Below are 16945 nucleotides of genomic sequence, written 5' to 3' on the forward strand. Positions count from 1 at the left end.
GACTGGTTCTGGGCGCCGCGTTGGGGTGGGCCGTCGCCGGGCCGGTGGGGGGGGCCGTCGCTCGGGGCGGCCCCGCCCCCCGGGCAAACCCCCCCCCGGGGCGGGGGGGGGGGGGGGCCCCGGGCGGGGGGGCGGGGCCAACCCAGCACCCGCGGGTGGGATTTCGGTCCGAACCCGCCCGCCGGGCGACGCCGCTCTGAAGGATGGGCGGGGTGAACACCCCCACCACAGACCTCTGGCACCACTTCGGCAGTACCCGGAACGCCACCGACCGGACCGTGCCTGGCGCCTTCCGCTGGAACTGGGGTCAGGACGGCGGGCCCGGCGCCGAGCTCCTCGGCGACCTCACCGGGCTCTGCATCGGCGACCTCGGCGCCGGCTCGGGTCGGCACGCCGCCCACCTGGCCGTCCACCACCGGCCCGCCCGTATCGTCGCCGTCGACGCCTCACCCGCCCAGCACGCCGCGGCCGAGGACCTGTACGGCCACCTCACCCCCCGGCTGCGTCTGGTCCGTGATGACGCGGCCCGGTACCTGTCCGCCACGGCGGGCGCCTACGACGTCCTCTACAGCGTCTTCGGCGCCGCCGACTTCACCGAGCCGCGGGAACTGCTGCCGGCGGCAGCGGTAGCACTCCGTGCGGGCGGACGGCTGGTGTTCTCCACCCTCGCCCACCACCTCGGCGGCGAACCCGCCCACCCCGACGTGCAGCACACCACGATCGGTGCCAAAACCCCCGACGGCGAGGCGGCCACCATGCGCCGCTGGGTCCTCCAGGAACAGGTATGGGCCAAACTCCTCGACGAGGCCGGATTCACCCGCATCACCACCCAGACCCTGCCCGCCGGAGACGGACCTCGCGCTGCCGAAACGCTCGTCGTGACCGCACATCGAAGCTGACCCTCGACCAGGCCCGGCACCCGCCCAGGGCCGCGGCCGACACCGCGCGTCCGCAACCGCTCGGCAAGCGGGAGACCGACCACGGCGTCCGCCGAGGCGAGGTCGAGGACCACGCGGGCCCGACGGACCGGGCCGCCGACGGCAGCGGCATGGACGGTCGCCATCAGGCTCTGCGACAGGCCCGCGACAGTGTGGGCGGGCGGCCCCTCCCCTGCCGGCGAGCGCCGGTGCGTGCCCGGCGTCCGCCGCGTCCTTCAGCGGCTCCGCACCCAGGACCGGCCACTCCCCGTCCCGCACCACCACTGGCAGCATGCGCGCGTCCAGCGAGCCGCCGGCCGACGCGGGAACCTGCTTGCCCGGCCGACGCCTCCCCGGGGTGAGCCGACGCGGTGACGTACGGAGGGCAGCGAGGGGACGCCGGCGCAGGTGAGGACGCCGTCCAAGGCCAGATGCGGCAGGCGCGCCCGCGCAACCACCCCGGCCTCCGCCTGGCGCTGATCAGAAGCCTGGATGCGGCCCCGGCGCCATGCCCTGTGAACTCGGCACCCGACGCCGATCCTCGTCCGGCCCTTGCAACCGATACCCAGGTGACCGTGCAGCAGGGCGGGCTGTTCCGGCAGCGGCGATGCCGGACCTCCCCGTTGAACTCGGTCTCTGGCTGGGGCTGGATCCGGCACCGCAGGGGCCTGCAGGGGATCAGCCTCGGTAGGCAACCAGCGCCATCATGCCCGCTTCGCCGTGGTAGGCGTTGTGGCAGTGCAGCATCCACTGGCCCGGGTTGTCTGCGTCGAAGTACACCGACACGGTCTTCTTCGGCAGGATGATCGTGGTGTCCTTGCGCGGTCCGCTGCTGCCGAGCTGGTAGGTGTGGCCGTGCAGGTGCATCGGATGCCACATGGTGGTGGTGTTGACGAAGTCGAGCCGGACCCGCTGGCCCTCCTCGACGGTGACCGGATGCGCGGTCGGGTCGTTCATGTCGAATCGCCGGCCGTTGATGGCCCAGTCGTAGGTCATCATGCTGCCGGTCAGCTCGATGCGGTGAACCCGGTCGGCCTTCTTCGACGCCAGCCGGACGTCGTCCGCCGCGCGCAGCTGCGATGCGGCCATGAGCATGCCGTCCAGTTCGCTCGGACGGACGTTCGCCTTCGGGGCGCTGCCGGAGCCGGTGCGGATGACGGCCATGCCGGTGGCGTTCTTGCCCTCGGCCAGCGCCACCAGGGGGAAGACGCCGTCGTCCAGGGTGACGAGGGCGTCGTAGCGTTCGCCCATGCCGATCAGCAGGGCGTCGACCCGCTGATGTCGGACGGGGAAGCCGTCAGTGTGGGTGATGGTCAGCTTGTGGCCGCCGAGGGCGACCCGGTAGGCGGTGTCACCGCCGGCGTTGATCAGGCGCAGCCGGACGCGCTTGCCCGGCTTGCTGCGGAAGACCGCCGGGTCGGTGGGAACGCGACCGTTGATCAGGTGATGCGGGTACCTCACGTCTCCGGCGTCGCCCCCGAGCAGTGGGCTCTGGGCGCCCATCAGCATGAACGTCCCGCCCATGCCCCCGCTGAGGGGTGAGGCGGACGGGGAGCTGCTCATGCCGTCCATGCCGCCGCTCATGTTCATGCCGCCCATGTCGTCCGTGTCGTGGTCGGAGGAGCTGGACGGGTCGGTGGAGTCGTGGCTCATGTGCATCCCGCCCATGCCGTGCCCCAGCTCGGCGAAGACGTCGTCCGGGGTGCCGGTGACGCCGTCGAGCCAGTCGTCGAGGACGACTACCCACTCCTCGTCGTAGGACAGTGGCTCCTTGGGGTCCTCCACGATCAGCGGCGCGTACAGGCCCCGGTCGAGCTGTACGCCGACGTGCGGGTGGAAGAAGTAGGTACCGGGAGCGTCCGCGGTGAACCGGTAGGTGAAGTTGCGTCCTGCCCGCACGGCGGTCTGAGTGGCCGGCGGTACGCCGTCCATGTCGTTGCGCAGGGCGATGCCGTGCCAGTGGATGGAGGTGGTCGCCTGGTGCGGCAGTTGGTTGGACAGTGTGGCGGCCAGCGTGTCACCGGCCGGGATACGAAGCTCCTTGCCCGGGACCTGGCCGCTGAAGGCCCAGGTCCTGGCGGTGATCCCGGCGCCCAGGTCGGCCCTGGCCTGCGTGGCGGTCAAGGCCACATCGTGTGTCCTGCCGGTCTGGGTGCGCTTCTTGTCGGCGGCGGCGACGGCCGACCCGGAGGGGCTGACCAGGGCAGGCGTGCTGCTGGAGGTGCTGCAGGCGGCGAGCGCGCCCGCGCCGGCGACGCCGAGCCCGGCCAGCAGGACGGAGCGGCGGTTCATGATGGTCACGACAGGGGTCCTTCGTCTCGACAGTGCTGTTGGTTTCGACTCGCGTGTGGGCACGGCTGAGCGCACGCGCGAGCGCGTGCGGCCGTGGGCGCGGCCTACAGCAGCAATCGGGACAGGACGGAAAGATCGGGCGGTGCCCGGCCTGTGGTGCCGGGGACGTCCCGACCGGCGGCTGTGCCAGGGGGGACAGCCGGAGCGCCGGCGGGCGCTGTCTGGTGTGGAGGCGCGAGTTCCAGGCTGTCGGCCCCGGCGGCGGAGCAGTGCTGCATCGCCGTGCTGGAGCACGCACCGTTGTCGTCGTGCGCCGCGGTCGGAGCCGTGACGCCGGACAGCACGGCATGACCGCTCGTGTGGCCGGACATCGCCGGCGTCGCCGTGTGGTGCATGCCCGCCGAGGACCGGGCAGGTGGCGCGTGCGTGATGGCGTCGGCCGTCTCGTGGTGGATGACGACGGCGAGCGCGGCCACCAGCGCGATGACGGCAGCGCGCGTCCACCGGAGCGCGGCGCCGCAAACGCCGGGCCGATGGGCGGCTGTCGTCATGGCTTCCATCCGTACTCGAGGCGAAACAGCTGATCACCCGTAAATATACCCGGTGGGGGTAAGTGCGGGACCGGAGCGGCCAGCGGTGAAGGACCGCCGCCGCATGACTACGGTCGCAGAGCGCGCCGCAGGGAGGCGGCGAGTTCTGCGCACTTCTCTTCGGGCGGGGCGGTCGGTGCGGGCGGCGTTCGTGACGCAGCCGCGTACGTGGTCGCCCAGGAGCCCGAGGGCGACTTCCCGCAGGGCGCGGGCCGGCGGCGCTGATCTGGGTGAGGACGTCGATGGGGGCGGTGTCCCCTGCTGGATTGCGCGACGTCCGGGTTCGGAGGTGTCGGTGCCGGCCTGCCTGTTCGCCGGCCTCGGGATTGAACGTCACGTTCCGGGGTGGCACTGGGGTGAGACGACCGGGTGGCACACCCTGAGCTCCGATTGGGCCGCGCGGACGGCTCGGCAGCGGTGGCAGACGTCCGCACTGACGGTCACATCGTTTAGCCGGAGGCGGAAGCGTTCGAGGACCAGAGTCAGGGACGCCAGTCGAAGGGGAAGTGCTTGCTCGATCCCCCGCGGTACGGGCGGGAGAAGTCGAAGCCTTCCGAGTGATCGGCGTCGACCACACCCCAGGTGGCGATCTGGCCGGGACCGACCTCGGCCCCTGGGGCGTTGATCAGCTGGACAGCGGCAGGTCTCCATAACAGGGATGCGCGCATACGACGCCGACGCCCTGGCCAGCACCGCACGAACCCTGCTCGGGAGAACGGGTTGGACGACATCGAGGGTCTTCTCCATCAGGTGGACCTCGCGGCGGGCCATCAGCCGGTCGATCGCCATCTCCGAGCGGCCGGGCCCTGCGAGACCGGCACCGCCGGCCGCTTCACCCAGGCCGGCACCGCCGGGGGCGTCACAGCGCGCTTGCGGCACCAGGCGAGCCAGGGCAGTACCGCCGCCCGGCGGGTGTTCTCAGGTTCACCGCCGTCACCGACCCGTCGGCGGCACTCCCTCGCCGGCTTCGGTAATGTCGAGGGCAGAGATCCGCAGCGGCCGGAGCCGGAGGTCTCGCGGTGAACGTGAGCACACGCGGCGCCGTCCTCTACCCGCTGACGGCCGCCGTCGAGCGGTGGCCCGACCCCTGGTTCGAGCCCTGGGAGCCCGCCGCGCCCGCCGACTGCGGACTACGGGCCGTCGGCAGTGGTGCCCCCGCCAACCGGATGTGGTTGAGGGGTTCTTGCGGACCGGTCCTACGCTGGAGGCATGGCCACCGATCCCTTGCTGAGACAAGGCCCCGACTCGATGGATCTGGTCCTGCGTGCCGGCCCGGCCGGGCCGGCGTGGAACGCGCTGACCTCGGCGAAGTCGGCGCTGTTCATTCCGCTCGCCCTGGGCGTGCCGACCCTGCTCGTCGCCTTCTGGATGGCGCTGGCCGGGGCTGGGGCGTCGACCGTGTTCGTGGTGGTGGGGTTGATCGCCGGGCTGGAGTACCTGATCGGCTGGCCGGCGCTGGCCTTGTCCCGGGCCCGGGACATCCTGCGGGTGGAGTTCGCACCGGCCGGGGTGCCCGCGTCCCTGCGGTTGGTCCGGACCGCCGGGCCGGACGACTGGCTGCCCGTCAAGAATCTGCGTGAGGTGCGGCTGACGCACAAGGTGGTGGAGCCGTATCAGGGGGACTACAGGCCGGCCGTCTCCACGCTCGCGCTGGAACTCGTCCTGCGGGGAGTCCGGGAGCGGCTCGCGCTTCCGTTCGGCGGCGACCCGCAGCGGCTCGCCGACGCACTGGAGGCCCTGCTCGGCCCGGCTGGGGTCGTGGTGGAGCTGCGCACCGAGCGCAGCACGCGCGATCGGCCGCGACTCAACTCCCGCTGGACTTCCGGTGGTTCGGCTTCGGCCGGCTCGGGTGGCGGCTGACCTCGGGCTGCCCGTGGTGATGCCGGACGCCAGAACCGTGGCGAGAAGGACCGCGGACATGGCTCGGCAGGGTGTCTACGTCGGCGACGCGCCCGGTCAGCTCCGCGACGACCTCGGGACCAGGTGCCGGCCGCCGCCGAACGCGCCGGCCCGGGCCCGCAGCCCGGTGCGCCGCGCGGCGGCCGGGGCGGCCCGGTGTTCCGGCTCCCGGCCCGTCCGTCCGGCGGTCACCACCTCACGGCTTCCGCCGCGCGGCGCTGTGCCACGGCGCGAAGGCGTTGGGCAGCCCGGCGAGCGCGGGGCGCAGCCCGGGGTGGTGGCGCAGCAGGACGCTGCCCATGCCGTTGGCGTCGATCCAGGCCAGGCCCGCCCGGGAGTAGACCTCGGGAGTGTAGTGGGAGGTGAAGAAGCGGTCGCTGTTCAGCCGGCGCGAGGCCATCAGGACGAAGATGCGGAACGCCGTGTCGCTGAAGGCGAACCCGGCCGGCCGCTTCTCGCCGTACAGCCCGATCATCAGGTCGACCTTCTCGATGTCGCCGTCGTAGAGCCGCTCGATCCGCTCGGCCGTCGCCGGGTCGTCCGCCAGGCGGGCGAAGCTCTCCGCGGGCCGGAGCCCGAGCAGCCGCCGGAACTCGTTGTAGCGGGGCACGCCCAGTTCCCGGCAGCGCAGGATGTCGGTGGCGGCCAGGTCCTGGAGGTGCCCGTCCGGCCGCTCGAACTCCTGGAGGAACCGCGGGAAGTTGTGCAGGGTGACCAGGCCGGGGGGCAGGGTGCCGAAGCTGTAGAGCAGGTCGGCCGTCTCCGTGGTCTCCAGGAACTTCACCGCTCCCGGGCCCGAGATGTCGCGCAGGGTGCAGTGGCGCAGGGTCGTGTCGTCGGCGGCGGAGCGCAGGTGCCAGTCGTCCCGGACGAGCGGGTGCATGCGGTAGACCGCGACGAACTCCTCGGTGAGTGCGTACGGCACGCCGTAGTGGTCCGTGCCGGCGCCGGGGATGCCGCTGACGACCTCGCTGCCGCTGATCCTCCCGAACAGGTCGTGGACGCGTTCGCCCGCGACGCCCCACCAGTTGGCGCGCAGTGCCTGGACGGTGGTGGGGTGGCTGATCACGGCCGGCGTCCACTCCACGGTGTGGATCTTCGCGAGGAGCGCGGAGTTGACCAGCCGGGAGCGCTGGAACAGCTCCTCGTCGCCCCAGGACGGGTAGGCGGCGTGCAGGTGGTCGCAGATCGCGTTGTGCTCCCGGGTGAACAGGTCCTGCATCATGGCGAGGCCCAGCCAGAAGCCGGGGACCCGCGTGGGGTCCTGGTCCGGGTCGGCGGGGACGGGCGTCCGGTCGCCGTCCCACAGGCGCAGCCTGCCGCGTTCACCGGTGCGCAGGTGCTGCTGCTCGGCCGTGTTCCGGCCGTAGATCTGGGAGGCGTCCCACCAGTGGGAGGAGACGTTGACGCGGGTGTCCGGGGTGCCGGTGGGCGCGTGCGGGTCACGGGTCGGGTCGTCCGGGGTCCGCATGACGCGCATCGGTCGTTCCGGCCACGGGTCGTCCTCGACCAGGGGCACTTCCCAGGGCCGGTCGGCGGGGCTGGTGCCGTGGCTGAACCAGTCCCGGATCATGAACTGGAGCCAGGCGGCGACCAGCGAGTTGACGGATCCGGCGGGGATGAACCGGTCGCGGGTGAGCAGCGCGCGGCTCACCTCCCGCGGGCTGGGCGCGGACAGGACGTCGTCGGGCGCCGCGGGCGCGATGGCGTCGAGCGGGATGTTCCGGCCGAAGCGGGTGCCCGCCATGCCCATGCGGGCGTCGGCGAGGTCGTTGTGGCTGCCGTCGGCGGTCCGGTTGACGGCGTGGCCCGCGGACGGCGGTTCGGGTTCGGGCCGGCCGGCGGCGGGCAGCCCGCCGGTGTCGTACAGGTTCCGTTGCCTGAGCCGGACGCGCAGGCCGAGCAGGGTCAACAGGCCCGCCGGGACGGGCAGTCGGTCCCAGCCCAGGCGGCGGTCGACGTACGCGGCGGCGCCGGTGAGGAGCCGCCAGGGCAGCGAGGTGCGGTATCCGGCCGGGGCCCGCCGTCCGGCGGATCGGTGCGTGGTCATGGGGATGCTCCTTGCCTGGCTCCGGTCTCCGTCGCGTGGTGGCACCGGACCGCGTGTTCAGGCCCGCGCGTGCCGCGGAGAGCCGCACCCGGCGGGGGTGCGCAGGGCGCGGGCGCCGCTCACGGCGAGCCCGGTGTTGACGGCCGAGACGAGCGTGGTCAGTACCGCGGTGCGGGGCGGGACGAGTCCGCGGACGCCGAGCGTGGCCGCCGTCACCGTGTCGCTGGCGTGGATCAGGACGCCTTCCAGCAGGTCGTCCCGCAGCCGGCCGCCGTGGTGGCCGAGCAGGCCGAGTGCGAGCAGCACCGTGCGGACGCCGAAGAGCCGGAAGGCGTAGACGCCCGCCGGACCGGGCGGTTCGCGGTCCGGTTCGAACCGGCGGACGAGCAGTTCCGGCGCGAGCAGGCCGGCGGCTCCGTTGCAGAGCCGGACGCCGGCGAGGAGGTACACCGGGAGGGGGCGGTGGGCGGCGGGAACCGTGGCCATGAGCTCTCCTGGGGTGGTGGGCGCGGTGACCGGTCCGGCGGCCGCGGCCCCGGCGGCACGGAGGGGAACCCTGGACGCGCGCTCCGCCTACCACGGTAGGGGACCCGCCGCCCGCCTGCATCCGGAGCGGACGACCGCCGTGCCGGGCCGCTCGGTTGAACCGTCAACCCGTGAGACGCCGTACCGGAGGTGCGGACCGGCCGCCCGTGCGGCTTCTTTCCGTTGCTTTCAAGTTCCTTGCTGAAACCTTTCGTTGGGCGCCTTCCCGTACCTGGTCGGGGACGACGCCCGCATCCACGACCCGATCGATCCGGCTGACCTGGTCGGGGCCGACCGGCGGCAGCTGCGGGGACGAGTGCGTACAGCCCCGGATGGGCGACGGTGAGGGCGAAGGCGTGGCAGTGCAGGAGGGGCAGGCGCGCACCCATCACGATGGCGACCGGGTCCAGGACGCCACCGGAGGTCTCGCCGTCCCTGGTCGGCGCGGCGGGGAGGACCTGACCACGGGCAGCCCACCCGGCGCCGCCAGCGGAACGCCCCCGTGCTGGCGGGGAGCACTGCAGAGGCACCACGATCCCCCAACCCCTGGGCTCGCCCCAACCACGCCTGGACGGCTGAGCCCGTGGAGAGCCCGGTACTCGGAGGCGGGTACGCCGGGTTCGACGAGCGGCACGGTCGACAGGCACCCCGCGGGGCACCGCCCGCTGAAGATCCCCCTACCGCGCGGCAGCGCGCAGCGCTTCGATCAGCAGATCCAGCGCTCCCACGAACGAACTCCCCGCCATCTGCGAAAGATGCGGCCGAACCGCCGCAACATGCGGATGCTCCCGCTCAGGCAGCCCCGCGTACACCGCTCCCCACGCGAGATCGTCCGCCGCCCGCTTCCCCTGCGGCAGGGCCGCGTACGCAGCGTCCAGCGCCGCATGCCCCAGCACGGTGTCGACGAACACGGCGTACCACCGCACGGCGTCCGCGGGCGCGAACCCGGCCCGCAGCAGCAGCCCGATCCCGGTGTCGACGGCCCGGAACTCATGCGGACGCCGGGTCACCCGGAACGCCGCCAGTGCGGCGACACGCGGATGCGCGCGGTAGCCGCGATGGATGCGCAGCCCCATCTCCCGCAGCCCCTCGTGCCACGCGCCGCCCTCGGGCTCGAAACCGGCCATGGCATCGCCGATGATCCGGTCCGCGACGGCGAGCAGCAGGTCGTCGGTGTTGTGGAAGTACCGGTACAGGGCGCTCGGGTCGCAGCCGAGGGCCGCGCCGAGCCTGCGTACGCTGAGCGCGTCGGGCCCGTGCCGTCCGACGAGGCGCAGCGCGCAGTCCACGATCACGTCCTCGGACAGCAGCACGCCCGACCGCGTCGGCCTGCGCCGTCTGCGCTCCGCCGGGACCCGTCCCTCGCCCATGCCCGCCCGCCCCTCTCCGTCGCCACGACGCCGTCCGGCGCCACGCTTATGTCAACACCATTGACGCACTGCTGACAAGGCCGGTTTGATCGCATCCTCCGTCCCCGCACCTCCCTTTCTCCGGTCTCAGGAGCCTGCCCATGAGAAGCGAACCCCCGGGTCTGCGCCGTTCCCTCGGTGTCGTGGACGGCGTCGCGGTCGCCGCCTCCAGCACCGCCGCGACCACCAGCATCGGCATCGGGATGGGCTCGCTGGCGGCGACGGTCGGTCTTCAGGCGCCGGCGGTCCTGCTGGTCGCGTTCGTCCCGATCCTGGGCATCGCGACCGCGTACGCGCGGCTGAACCGCGACGAGCAGAACATGGGCAGCGGCTATGTCTGGGTCGGGCGTTCGCTCGGGCCGTGGCTGGGTTTCCTGACGGGCTGGGTCACGCTGGTCGGCACCCTGGTCTTCATGGCGTACACGACGGCCGTGACCGGTTCGGTGTTCCTCCAGTTCGCGAACAAGGCCCGTCTCACCTCGGTGGCGGGGCTGCGGCTCGACCCGAACTCGACGGCGCTGTCCACGGTCGTCGGCCTGGTCGTGCTCGTGGCGGTGACGGTCACGGCGGTCACCGGCATCCGCAAGGCGACCCGCCTCCAGACGTGGCTGCTGGTCTTCGAGTACGCGGTACTGCTCGGGTTCTGCGGCTGGGCACTGGTCACCGGCTCGCACGCGTTCTCCTGGGCGTGGCTGAACCCCTTCGCCGTGCACGACGGCACCGGCTTCGCGCAGGGTCTCGTCCTTGCGGTGTTCTTCTTCTGGGGCTGGGACGCGGCGTTCAGCGTCACCGAGGAGACCAAGGACGTGCGGGACGCGGGACGCGGCGGGTTCATCGCGCTGTTCACGATGCTGGCGCTGTTCCTGTACGGGTCGGTGGCGTTCCAGCGGGAGATGTCCCTGCCCGAGCTGATCGAGCAGGGCCCGCAGGCGCTCACGTACCTGGGCGCGAAGCTCGCGGACGAGCCGTGGGCGAGCCTGCCGCTGCTCGCGCTGCTGTTCTCGGCGGTCGCCTCGCTCCAGTCCAGCGTCATCCCGACGGCGCGCGGCCTGCTCGCGATGGGCCGGGACCGCACGATGGGCCGGGCGTGGACCCGGATCAGCCCGCGCTACGGCTCTCCCGCGCTCGGCACGGTCCTCGTCACGTCGATCTCGGCGGGCCTCGCGCTGCTGGCGCTCGCGATCCCGAAGCTGAACGAGATGATCCTCGCGGCCGTGAACTCCATCGGCCTGGTCGTCGCCCTGTACTACGGGCTGACTGCGCTGGCCTGCGCGGTCCGCTTCCGCGCGCTGGTGCGGACGGCGCCGCGCGAGGCGCTGCGGGCGGTCGTCGCCCCCGGCGTGAGCGGGCTCGCGCTGCTGGGCATCGGCGTGTACCTCGGGCGGGACTACGCGACGATGGGCGACGGGTTCGCACTGAGCCCGGACAACGGCTGGTTCATGCTGGCGGTGCCGCTCGCGATCGTCGTCTCCGGGCTCGCCATGGCGGCGTACGCCAAGTACCGGCGTCGCTCCCCTTACTTCACCACCGGGCGCGGTACGGACGCCGACGCGATCGTCCTCGCCGGTCCCGACGCCCCTTGACCGGGACGGGCCCCTCGCCCGCCCCTTCGACCGCTGTAACCGCCGTATTTGTACGAGGAGTTGTCCCACCATGACCGACACCGCACCCGCCGATCTCGTCCTGACCGGCGGTCCGGTCCACACCGGTTCGCCTGCTCGTTTTCGCGCCACGTCGGTGGCCGTGCGCGGGGAGCGCATCGTCGCCGTTGGCCACGACGAGGTCCGGGACCTGATCGGCCCGCGTACCGAAGTCGTGGACCTGGCTGGCAAGTTGCTGATCCCCGGGTTCCAGGACGCGCACGCTCATCCGGTCGGCGGCGGGATGGAACTGGGCCAGTGCGATCTGAGCGGCCACACGACGCTCGCCGCGTACCGGGAGCGGATCGCCGCGTACGCCCGTGAGCACGCCGACGCCGAGTGGATCACGGGCGGCGGCTGGGCGATGGAGGCGTTCCCCGGCGGGCTGCCCACCGCCGCCGAGCTGGACGCGCTGGTGCCGGACCGGCCGGTGTATCTGGTCAACCGCGACCACCACGGCGCCTGGGTCAACTCCCTGGCCCTGGAGCGAGCCGGGATCGACGCCCGTACCCCCGACCCGGCCGACGGACGCATCGAACGCGACGCCGGCGGACGGCCCACCGGCATGCTTCAGGAAGGCGCCGCGAACCTCGTCGGGCGCCTGCTGCCGCCGGTCACCCGCGCCGAGCTGATCGAGGGCTTGCTGCGTGCCCAGGAGCTGCTGCACTCGCTCGGCATCACGGCCTGGCAGGACGCGCTGCTCGGCGAGCACGCGAACCTCACCGATCCGACCGACGCCTACCTCGCCTGTGCGGACGACGGCCGGCTGACCGCGCGGGTGGTCGGCGCGCTGTGGTGGGACCGGGCGCGCGGCACCGAGCAGATCGGGGAGCTGCTGGCGCGGCGCGCGTCCGGGACGCGGGGCCGGCTGCGCTGCACGAGCGTGAAGATCATGCAGGACGGTGTCGCGGAGAACGGCACGGCCGCCCTGCTCGGCCCGTACCTCGACGGCTGCGGCTGCGCCTCCGACAACAGCGGCATCAGCTTCGTACCGCCGAAGGAGCTGAAGGAGTACGTCACCGCGCTCGACGCGCACGGCTTCCAGGTGCACTTCCACGCGCTCGGCGACCGGGCCGTGCGGGAGGCGCTGGACGCGGTGGAGGCGGCGCGCGCGGCGAACGGGCGCACCGACACCCGGCCGCACCTCGCGCACCTCCAGGTCGTGCACCCCGATGACATCGGCCGGTTCCGGGAGCTGGGCGCGAGCGCGAACATGCAGCCGCTGTGGGCGGCGCACGAGCCGCAGATGGACGAGCTGACCATCCCGTTCCTCGGAGCGGAGCGGGCGGCGTGGCAGTACCCGTTCGGGGCGCTGCTGCGGTCGGGGGCGACGCTGGCGGCGGGCAGCGACTGGCCGGTGAGCAGCCCGGACCCGATCGAGGGCATCCACGTGGCGGTCAACCGGGTGCTGCCGGACGCCCCGGAGGGGACGGAGGTGTTCCTGCCGGAGCAACGGATCGGCCTCGGGGACGCGCTCGCCGCGTACACGGCGGGCAGCGCGTACGTGAACGGGCTCGACGACCGCACGGGCACGGTCACGGCCGGGCACCTGGCGGATCTGGTGGTGCTCGACCGTGACCCGTTCGCCGGGCCGCCTGAGGAGATCGGGGCGACGCGGGTGGAGCAGACGTTCGTGGGCGGGCGGCGTGTCTTCGCCCGGTCCTGAGCCCGGCGCCGATGACCGCTGGAAGCAATGAGTCTTTTGACATAGGTATCTATGGATAGCTAAAGTCGCGGTATGTCCCCGCACAGCGCGTCCTCCCAGGACATCGACCGCCTGGCCCTCGGCCTCGTGGCGTGCCTGCCCGCGCTGACCCGGGCCTTTGAACGGCACGTCGACCAGCACTATCCGCACCCCAAGCCCTCCGACGCCCAGCTCACGCTGCTGCGGTACGTCGAGACCCATGGCGGCACCACGGTCCGTGAGGCCGCCGAAGCGGTGCGGATGAAGCCGAACAACGTCAGCGCGCTGGTCACCCAGCTCACCGAGCAGGGGCTCCTCGAGCGCCGCCAGGACGGCGCCGACAAGCGGATCGCCCACCTGTACCTCACCCCGGCCGCGCAACGGCGCGTCGGCGAGGTCACGCAGCTCATGGGAGACCGAGCCGCACAGATCCTGCGGACGATGACCGACGGCGAACTCGACGCCCTCGGCTCCGCCCTGGGCTCCCTCCAGTCGCTCAGCGAGCACCTGCACGCCGCGCGCTGAACCTCTTCAGCGCCCCGGCGTGCTCACCGGGCACGCCGGAGTGTGTCCGGTGAGCACGCCGGGGCCTTTGCGCTGCCCCTTCCTCCCCTGCCAGTCGCAGCCGGGCGCCCCCGCGGCGCCGTGCGCGGGCTCGGCGTCTGATCACGACGAAAGAACACACCCACATGCCCTCCGCCGGCACCCTTGCCGAACCGTCCCACTCCCCGCCCGCCGAAACGGCGCACGGCCGCCGCTCCCATGCCTGGCTGACCCTGGCCGCCGTCGCCTTCGGCCTGTTCATGGTCGGCCTCGACGGCTCCGTCGTCTCGATCGCCAACCCCGAGATCGGCCGCGACCTGGGCGCCTCCACCGCCGATCTGCAGTGGGTCACCAACTCCTACCTGCTCGCCCTCGCCGCCGCCCTCATCCTCGGCGGCAAACTCGGCGACCGCTTCGGCCGCCGCACCTTCTACCTCGTCGGCGTCGCGGGCTTCACCCTCGCCTCCGTCGCCATCGGCCTGACCGGCTCCATCGAGGGAGTCATCGCCTTCCGCGCCCTCCAGGGCTTCTTCGGCGCCCTGCTGATGCCGAACACCCTCGGCCTGCTCCGCGCCGTCTTCCCGCCGAAGAAGTTCGGCATGGCCGTCGGGATCTGGGCCATGGTCTCCTCGGTCTCCACCGCCCTGGGCCCCATCGTCGGCGGTTTCCTCGTCCAGCACGTCAGCTGGGAGTCCGTCTTCTACATCAACGCCCCCATCGGCGTCATCGCCCTCGCCTTCAGCGCGGCCGTCCTCCCGCAGAGCAGGAACGAGCACGCCGCCCGGGAGAAGTTCGACACCCTCGGCGTCGTCCTGCTCGCCCTGGGACTGCTCGCCCTCGTCTTCGGCGTGGTCAAGGGAGAGACCTGGGGCTGGACCTCCGCCGGCACCCTCGGCGCCATCGGCACCGGCCTTCTCGTCCTCGTCTTCTTCGGCTGGTGGCAGACCCGGGTCGCCTCGCCCCTGCTGCCGATGCGCCTGTTCCGCAACCCGGCCCTGACCATCGGCACCGTCATCACCGCCCTGAACTTCTTCGTCCTGCTCGGCGTGATCTTCTTCGTCATGATCTACCTGCAGAACGTCCGCGGCTTCACCCCCGTGGAGGCGGGCGTCCGCACCCTGCCCCTCAGCCTCGCCTCCGTCGCGGCCTCCCCGCTCGGTGCCGCGCTCACCGACCGGTTCGGGCCGCGCCTCACCATGCCCCTCGGCATGGCCCTCCAGGCCGTCGCGTGCTTCACCATGCTCACCTGGGAGGCGGACAGCGCCTACAGCCTCATGTGGCCGCCGTTCATCGCCCTAGGCCTCGGCGTCGGCATGGTGATGGCCTCCTCCTCCGACGCCATCGTCGGCAACGCCCCCGTCAAGGACGCCGGTGTCGCCGGTGGCCTGCAGGCCACCGCCCTCCAGATCGGAGGCGCGCTGGGCACCTCCGTCCTCGTCTCCCTCATCTCCGGCCGCGTCAGCACCACCCTCACCGGCGAACTCACCTCGGCAGGCGTCCCCGCCCCCGCTGCGTCCGCGCTGCTGGAGGCCAAGGACGCGGTCGCCATGGGCATCGCACCCGTCACCACCGGCACACCCGCACAGCTCAAGTCCGCGATCATCGAGGGCAGCCACACCGCCTTCATGAACGGCGTCCACACCGCCGTCCTGACCGCAGGAGTCCTCTGCACGGCCGGCGCCGCCCTGGCAGCCATCGGCGTCCGGCGGACCCCCGGCCACGCCCAGCACTCATAGCACCTGAGCAGCCGCCGCCACCGCGTATCGGGGCCGCACCGCCTGGCGGATTGCCGCACGGCTCATCCCCTTGCGTCGAGGCCGGCCTACAGGCGGACGACGACCAGCGCGATGTCGTCGCGGCCGCCGTCGGAGACGCCGAGGTGGGCGAGCAGGGTGTCGGCCAGGGCGTCGGGATCGAGGTGGGCGTGGCGGGCGAGGATGTCGGTGAGGCGGTGCAGCCCGGCGTCGATGTCCTCGCCGCGGCGCTCGATCAGTCCGTCGGTGTAGAGCACGAGCGTGTCGCCGGGCGTGTAGGGGAGGGTGGCCTGCAGGCGCCGGTCGACGTCGACGGGGACGCCCAGTGGTGGCGTGGTGGCCTGGTCGAGGAGGAGGACGGCGCCGTCACGGCGGGCGAGGGCGGGTGGCAGGTGGCCGGCGCTGGTGTAGGTGATCTGTCGGCGGCGGGTGTCGACGACGGCTTTGACCGCGGTCGTGGCCAGTGCGCCTTCGAAGGTACGGGCATAACCGCTCAGGACGTCCATCGCCGTGCCGGGCGTGCGAATGGCGCGGACCGCGGCGGACAGGGCGCTTCTGAGCATGCCCATCACGGCGGCGGCCTCCAGGCCGTGGCCGACCACGTCGCCGACCGCGACCGTGAAGGTGTCCTCGGACAGGTCCACCACGTCGTACCAGTCGCCGCAGACGTTGAGCGACCGGACGGCCGGCATGTAACGCACAGCGATGTCGCGGTGCCCCCTTCAGGTCGGGCGAGTGCAGCATGGCCTTCTGCAGGGTGAGGGCCGTCTCCCGCTCCTGGTCACGGGCCTCGCGCAGTTCCTCGTTCAGGCGCTGCAACTCCTTTGACCGGGCGAAGAGTTCGCCCTCCAGCGCGTCCCGTTCCCTGTCCGGGTCACCGGGGCGCGCGGTGAGGGGGCGGGTGAGTACGAATTCCGTCATGTCCTCCACCCGGTGAATGATCCACGCGACCTCGCCGTCCGGCCCGAGGACGGGGGTGTTGATCGGCGACCACCATTTCACCTGGAACACACCCGGGCGGCCGGACACCGGGATGTCGTACTTCTGCACGGCCATGGTGTCCGGCTCCTTGGACCACAGCACGCGCTGGAGGGAGGCGTTCAGGTTGCGCACCCCGTCGGCGTCCGGGTCGGTCGGATTGTCGGGATGAACCTCGAACAGGTTCCGGCCGATCAGTTCGTCCCGTGTACGGCCGGTGACCCGCAGATAGGCGTCGTTGACGTCGACGACCACCAGGGCAGGATCCAGGACCAGATAGGGGCTGGGCGTGACGGCGAACAGCGCCTGGTAGTCGATCTCCGGTCCGGTCACACGCGCCTCCTGCCCCGCCCGCCGGATCCTATCCTCGAACCCGGCCCCGACCGATGATCACCCGCCGCAGACCCTCAGGGTCGCATCGGCCCACGCCCTGCGCGGCTCCCGGCCAAGGCGCTGGTGAGAGCGCGGTTGCGGGTCGGGCAGCGGCGGCCCGGGGAGCAGGCACCCTGACGGTGGCCGGGATCGCCGGTGCCAACCAGCTCATGCTCGCTTCCCCGAGCGGCGTGACCTGTCCCGGGGCCGGTCGTTGAGCACGGCATCGCGCCCGAGTGCCTGTCCTCAGCAGGCGTGATCCCTCGTGAGGGCCCGGATTCCCACGCCCGGC

At 72.5% G+C, this 16945-nt stretch carries 13 protein-coding genes and 2 pseudogenes; 8 read left to right on the forward strand and 7 right to left on the reverse strand.

Annotated elements, in window-relative coordinates; all coding sequences use genetic code 11:
* Nucleotides 1-212: 212 nt before the first annotated feature.
* Nucleotides 213-899, forward strand: coding sequence for a class I SAM-dependent methyltransferase (locus tag ACZ4K2_RS29820; RefSeq protein WP_467479645.1), 687 nt, complete (start codon nucleotides 213-215; stop codon nucleotides 897-899).
* A 696-nt stretch (nucleotides 900-1595) separates the two neighbouring features.
* On the opposite strand, the gene ACZ4K2_RS29825 is transcribed toward ACZ4K2_RS29820, so the two are convergent.
* The 3 genes and pseudogenes from ACZ4K2_RS29825 to ACZ4K2_RS29835 form a co-directional block, all read right to left on the reverse strand.
* Nucleotides 1596-3218 (reverse strand): multicopper oxidase family protein, encoded by a 1623-nt coding sequence (locus ACZ4K2_RS29825; protein WP_467479643.1) that lies wholly within the window; start codon nucleotides 3216-3218, stop codon nucleotides 1596-1598.
* A 95-nt stretch (nucleotides 3219-3313) separates the two neighbouring features.
* Nucleotides 3314-3760, reverse strand: a complete 447-nt coding sequence (locus tag ACZ4K2_RS29830) for a hypothetical protein (protein WP_467479642.1) — start codon at nucleotides 3758-3760, stop codon at nucleotides 3314-3316.
* A gap of 521 nt (nucleotides 3761-4281) precedes the next feature.
* Nucleotides 4282-4434, reverse strand: a pseudogene (locus ACZ4K2_RS29835) (DUF1326 domain-containing protein); the annotation flags it as partial.
* Nucleotides 4435-4519: 85 nt separating this feature from the next.
* Between ACZ4K2_RS29835 and ACZ4K2_RS29840 the strand changes: the two are divergent.
* Together ACZ4K2_RS29840 and ACZ4K2_RS29845 are read left to right on the forward strand one after the other, a co-directional pair.
* Nucleotides 4520-4822 carry a hypothetical protein gene (locus ACZ4K2_RS29840; RefSeq protein WP_467479640.1) on the forward strand — a complete coding sequence of 101 codons (303 nt, stop codon included), beginning with the start codon at nucleotides 4520-4522 and terminating at the stop codon, nucleotides 4820-4822.
* A 186-nt stretch (nucleotides 4823-5008) separates the two neighbouring features.
* The gene (locus ACZ4K2_RS29845; RefSeq protein ID WP_467479638.1) at nucleotides 5009-5659 is read left to right on the forward strand and encodes a hypothetical protein; all 651 of its coding nucleotides are present in this window, start codon (nucleotides 5009-5011) and stop codon (nucleotides 5657-5659) included.
* Between the two features lie 235 nt (nucleotides 5660-5894).
* On the opposite strand, the gene ACZ4K2_RS29850 is transcribed toward ACZ4K2_RS29845, so the two are convergent.
* The 3 genes from ACZ4K2_RS29850 to ACZ4K2_RS29860 form a co-directional block, all read right to left on the reverse strand.
* The gene (locus ACZ4K2_RS29850) at nucleotides 5895-7748 is read right to left on the reverse strand and encodes a peroxidase family protein (protein WP_467479637.1); all 1854 of its coding nucleotides are present in this window, start codon (nucleotides 7746-7748) and stop codon (nucleotides 5895-5897) included.
* Nucleotides 7749-7805: 57 nt separating this feature from the next.
* The gene (locus ACZ4K2_RS29855; RefSeq protein WP_467479636.1) at nucleotides 7806-8234 is read right to left on the reverse strand and encodes a hypothetical protein; all 429 of its coding nucleotides are present in this window, start codon (nucleotides 8232-8234) and stop codon (nucleotides 7806-7808) included.
* Between the two features lie 716 nt (nucleotides 8235-8950).
* Nucleotides 8951-9643, reverse strand: coding sequence for a TetR/AcrR family transcriptional regulator (locus ACZ4K2_RS29860; RefSeq protein ID WP_467479634.1), 693 nt, complete (start codon nucleotides 9641-9643; stop codon nucleotides 8951-8953).
* A 140-nt stretch (nucleotides 9644-9783) separates the two neighbouring features.
* Between ACZ4K2_RS29860 and ACZ4K2_RS29865 the strand changes: the two genes are divergently transcribed.
* From ACZ4K2_RS29865 to ACZ4K2_RS29880, 4 genes are all read left to right on the forward strand, one after another.
* On the forward strand, nucleotides 9784-11265 hold the full coding sequence (locus ACZ4K2_RS29865; protein WP_467479632.1) for an APC family permease: 1482 nt from the start codon (nucleotides 9784-9786) through the stop codon (nucleotides 11263-11265).
* 70 nt (nucleotides 11266-11335) lie between these two features.
* The gene (locus tag ACZ4K2_RS29870) at nucleotides 11336-12988 is read left to right on the forward strand and encodes an amidohydrolase (protein WP_467479631.1); all 1653 of its coding nucleotides are present in this window, start codon (nucleotides 11336-11338) and stop codon (nucleotides 12986-12988) included.
* Nucleotides 12989-13060: 72 nt separating this feature from the next.
* Entirely contained in the window at nucleotides 13061-13531 is a 471-nt protein-coding gene (locus ACZ4K2_RS29875; protein WP_467479629.1) for a MarR family winged helix-turn-helix transcriptional regulator, read from the forward strand.
* A 164-nt stretch (nucleotides 13532-13695) separates the two neighbouring features.
* Complete coding sequence (locus ACZ4K2_RS29880; RefSeq protein ID WP_467479627.1) at nucleotides 13696-15285, forward strand: MFS transporter; 1590 nt, start codon at nucleotides 13696-13698, stop codon at nucleotides 15283-15285.
* Nucleotides 15286-15371: 86 nt separating this feature from the next.
* On the opposite strand, the pseudogene ACZ4K2_RS29885 reads toward ACZ4K2_RS29880, so the two are convergent.
* Nucleotides 15372-16557, reverse strand: a pseudogene (locus ACZ4K2_RS29885) (PP2C family protein-serine/threonine phosphatase).
* Here ACZ4K2_RS29885 and ACZ4K2_RS29890 point away from each other — a divergent pair.
* Nucleotides 16450-16671, forward strand: a complete 222-nt coding sequence (locus tag ACZ4K2_RS29890) for a hypothetical protein (protein ID WP_467479708.1) — start codon at nucleotides 16450-16452, stop codon at nucleotides 16669-16671. The pseudogene ACZ4K2_RS29885 and the gene ACZ4K2_RS29890 sit on opposite strands and share 108 nt — an antisense overlap.
* Nucleotides 16672-16945: the final 274 nt, after the last annotated feature.

Source organism: Streptomyces sp. NPDC025833, from assembly GCF_055558055.1.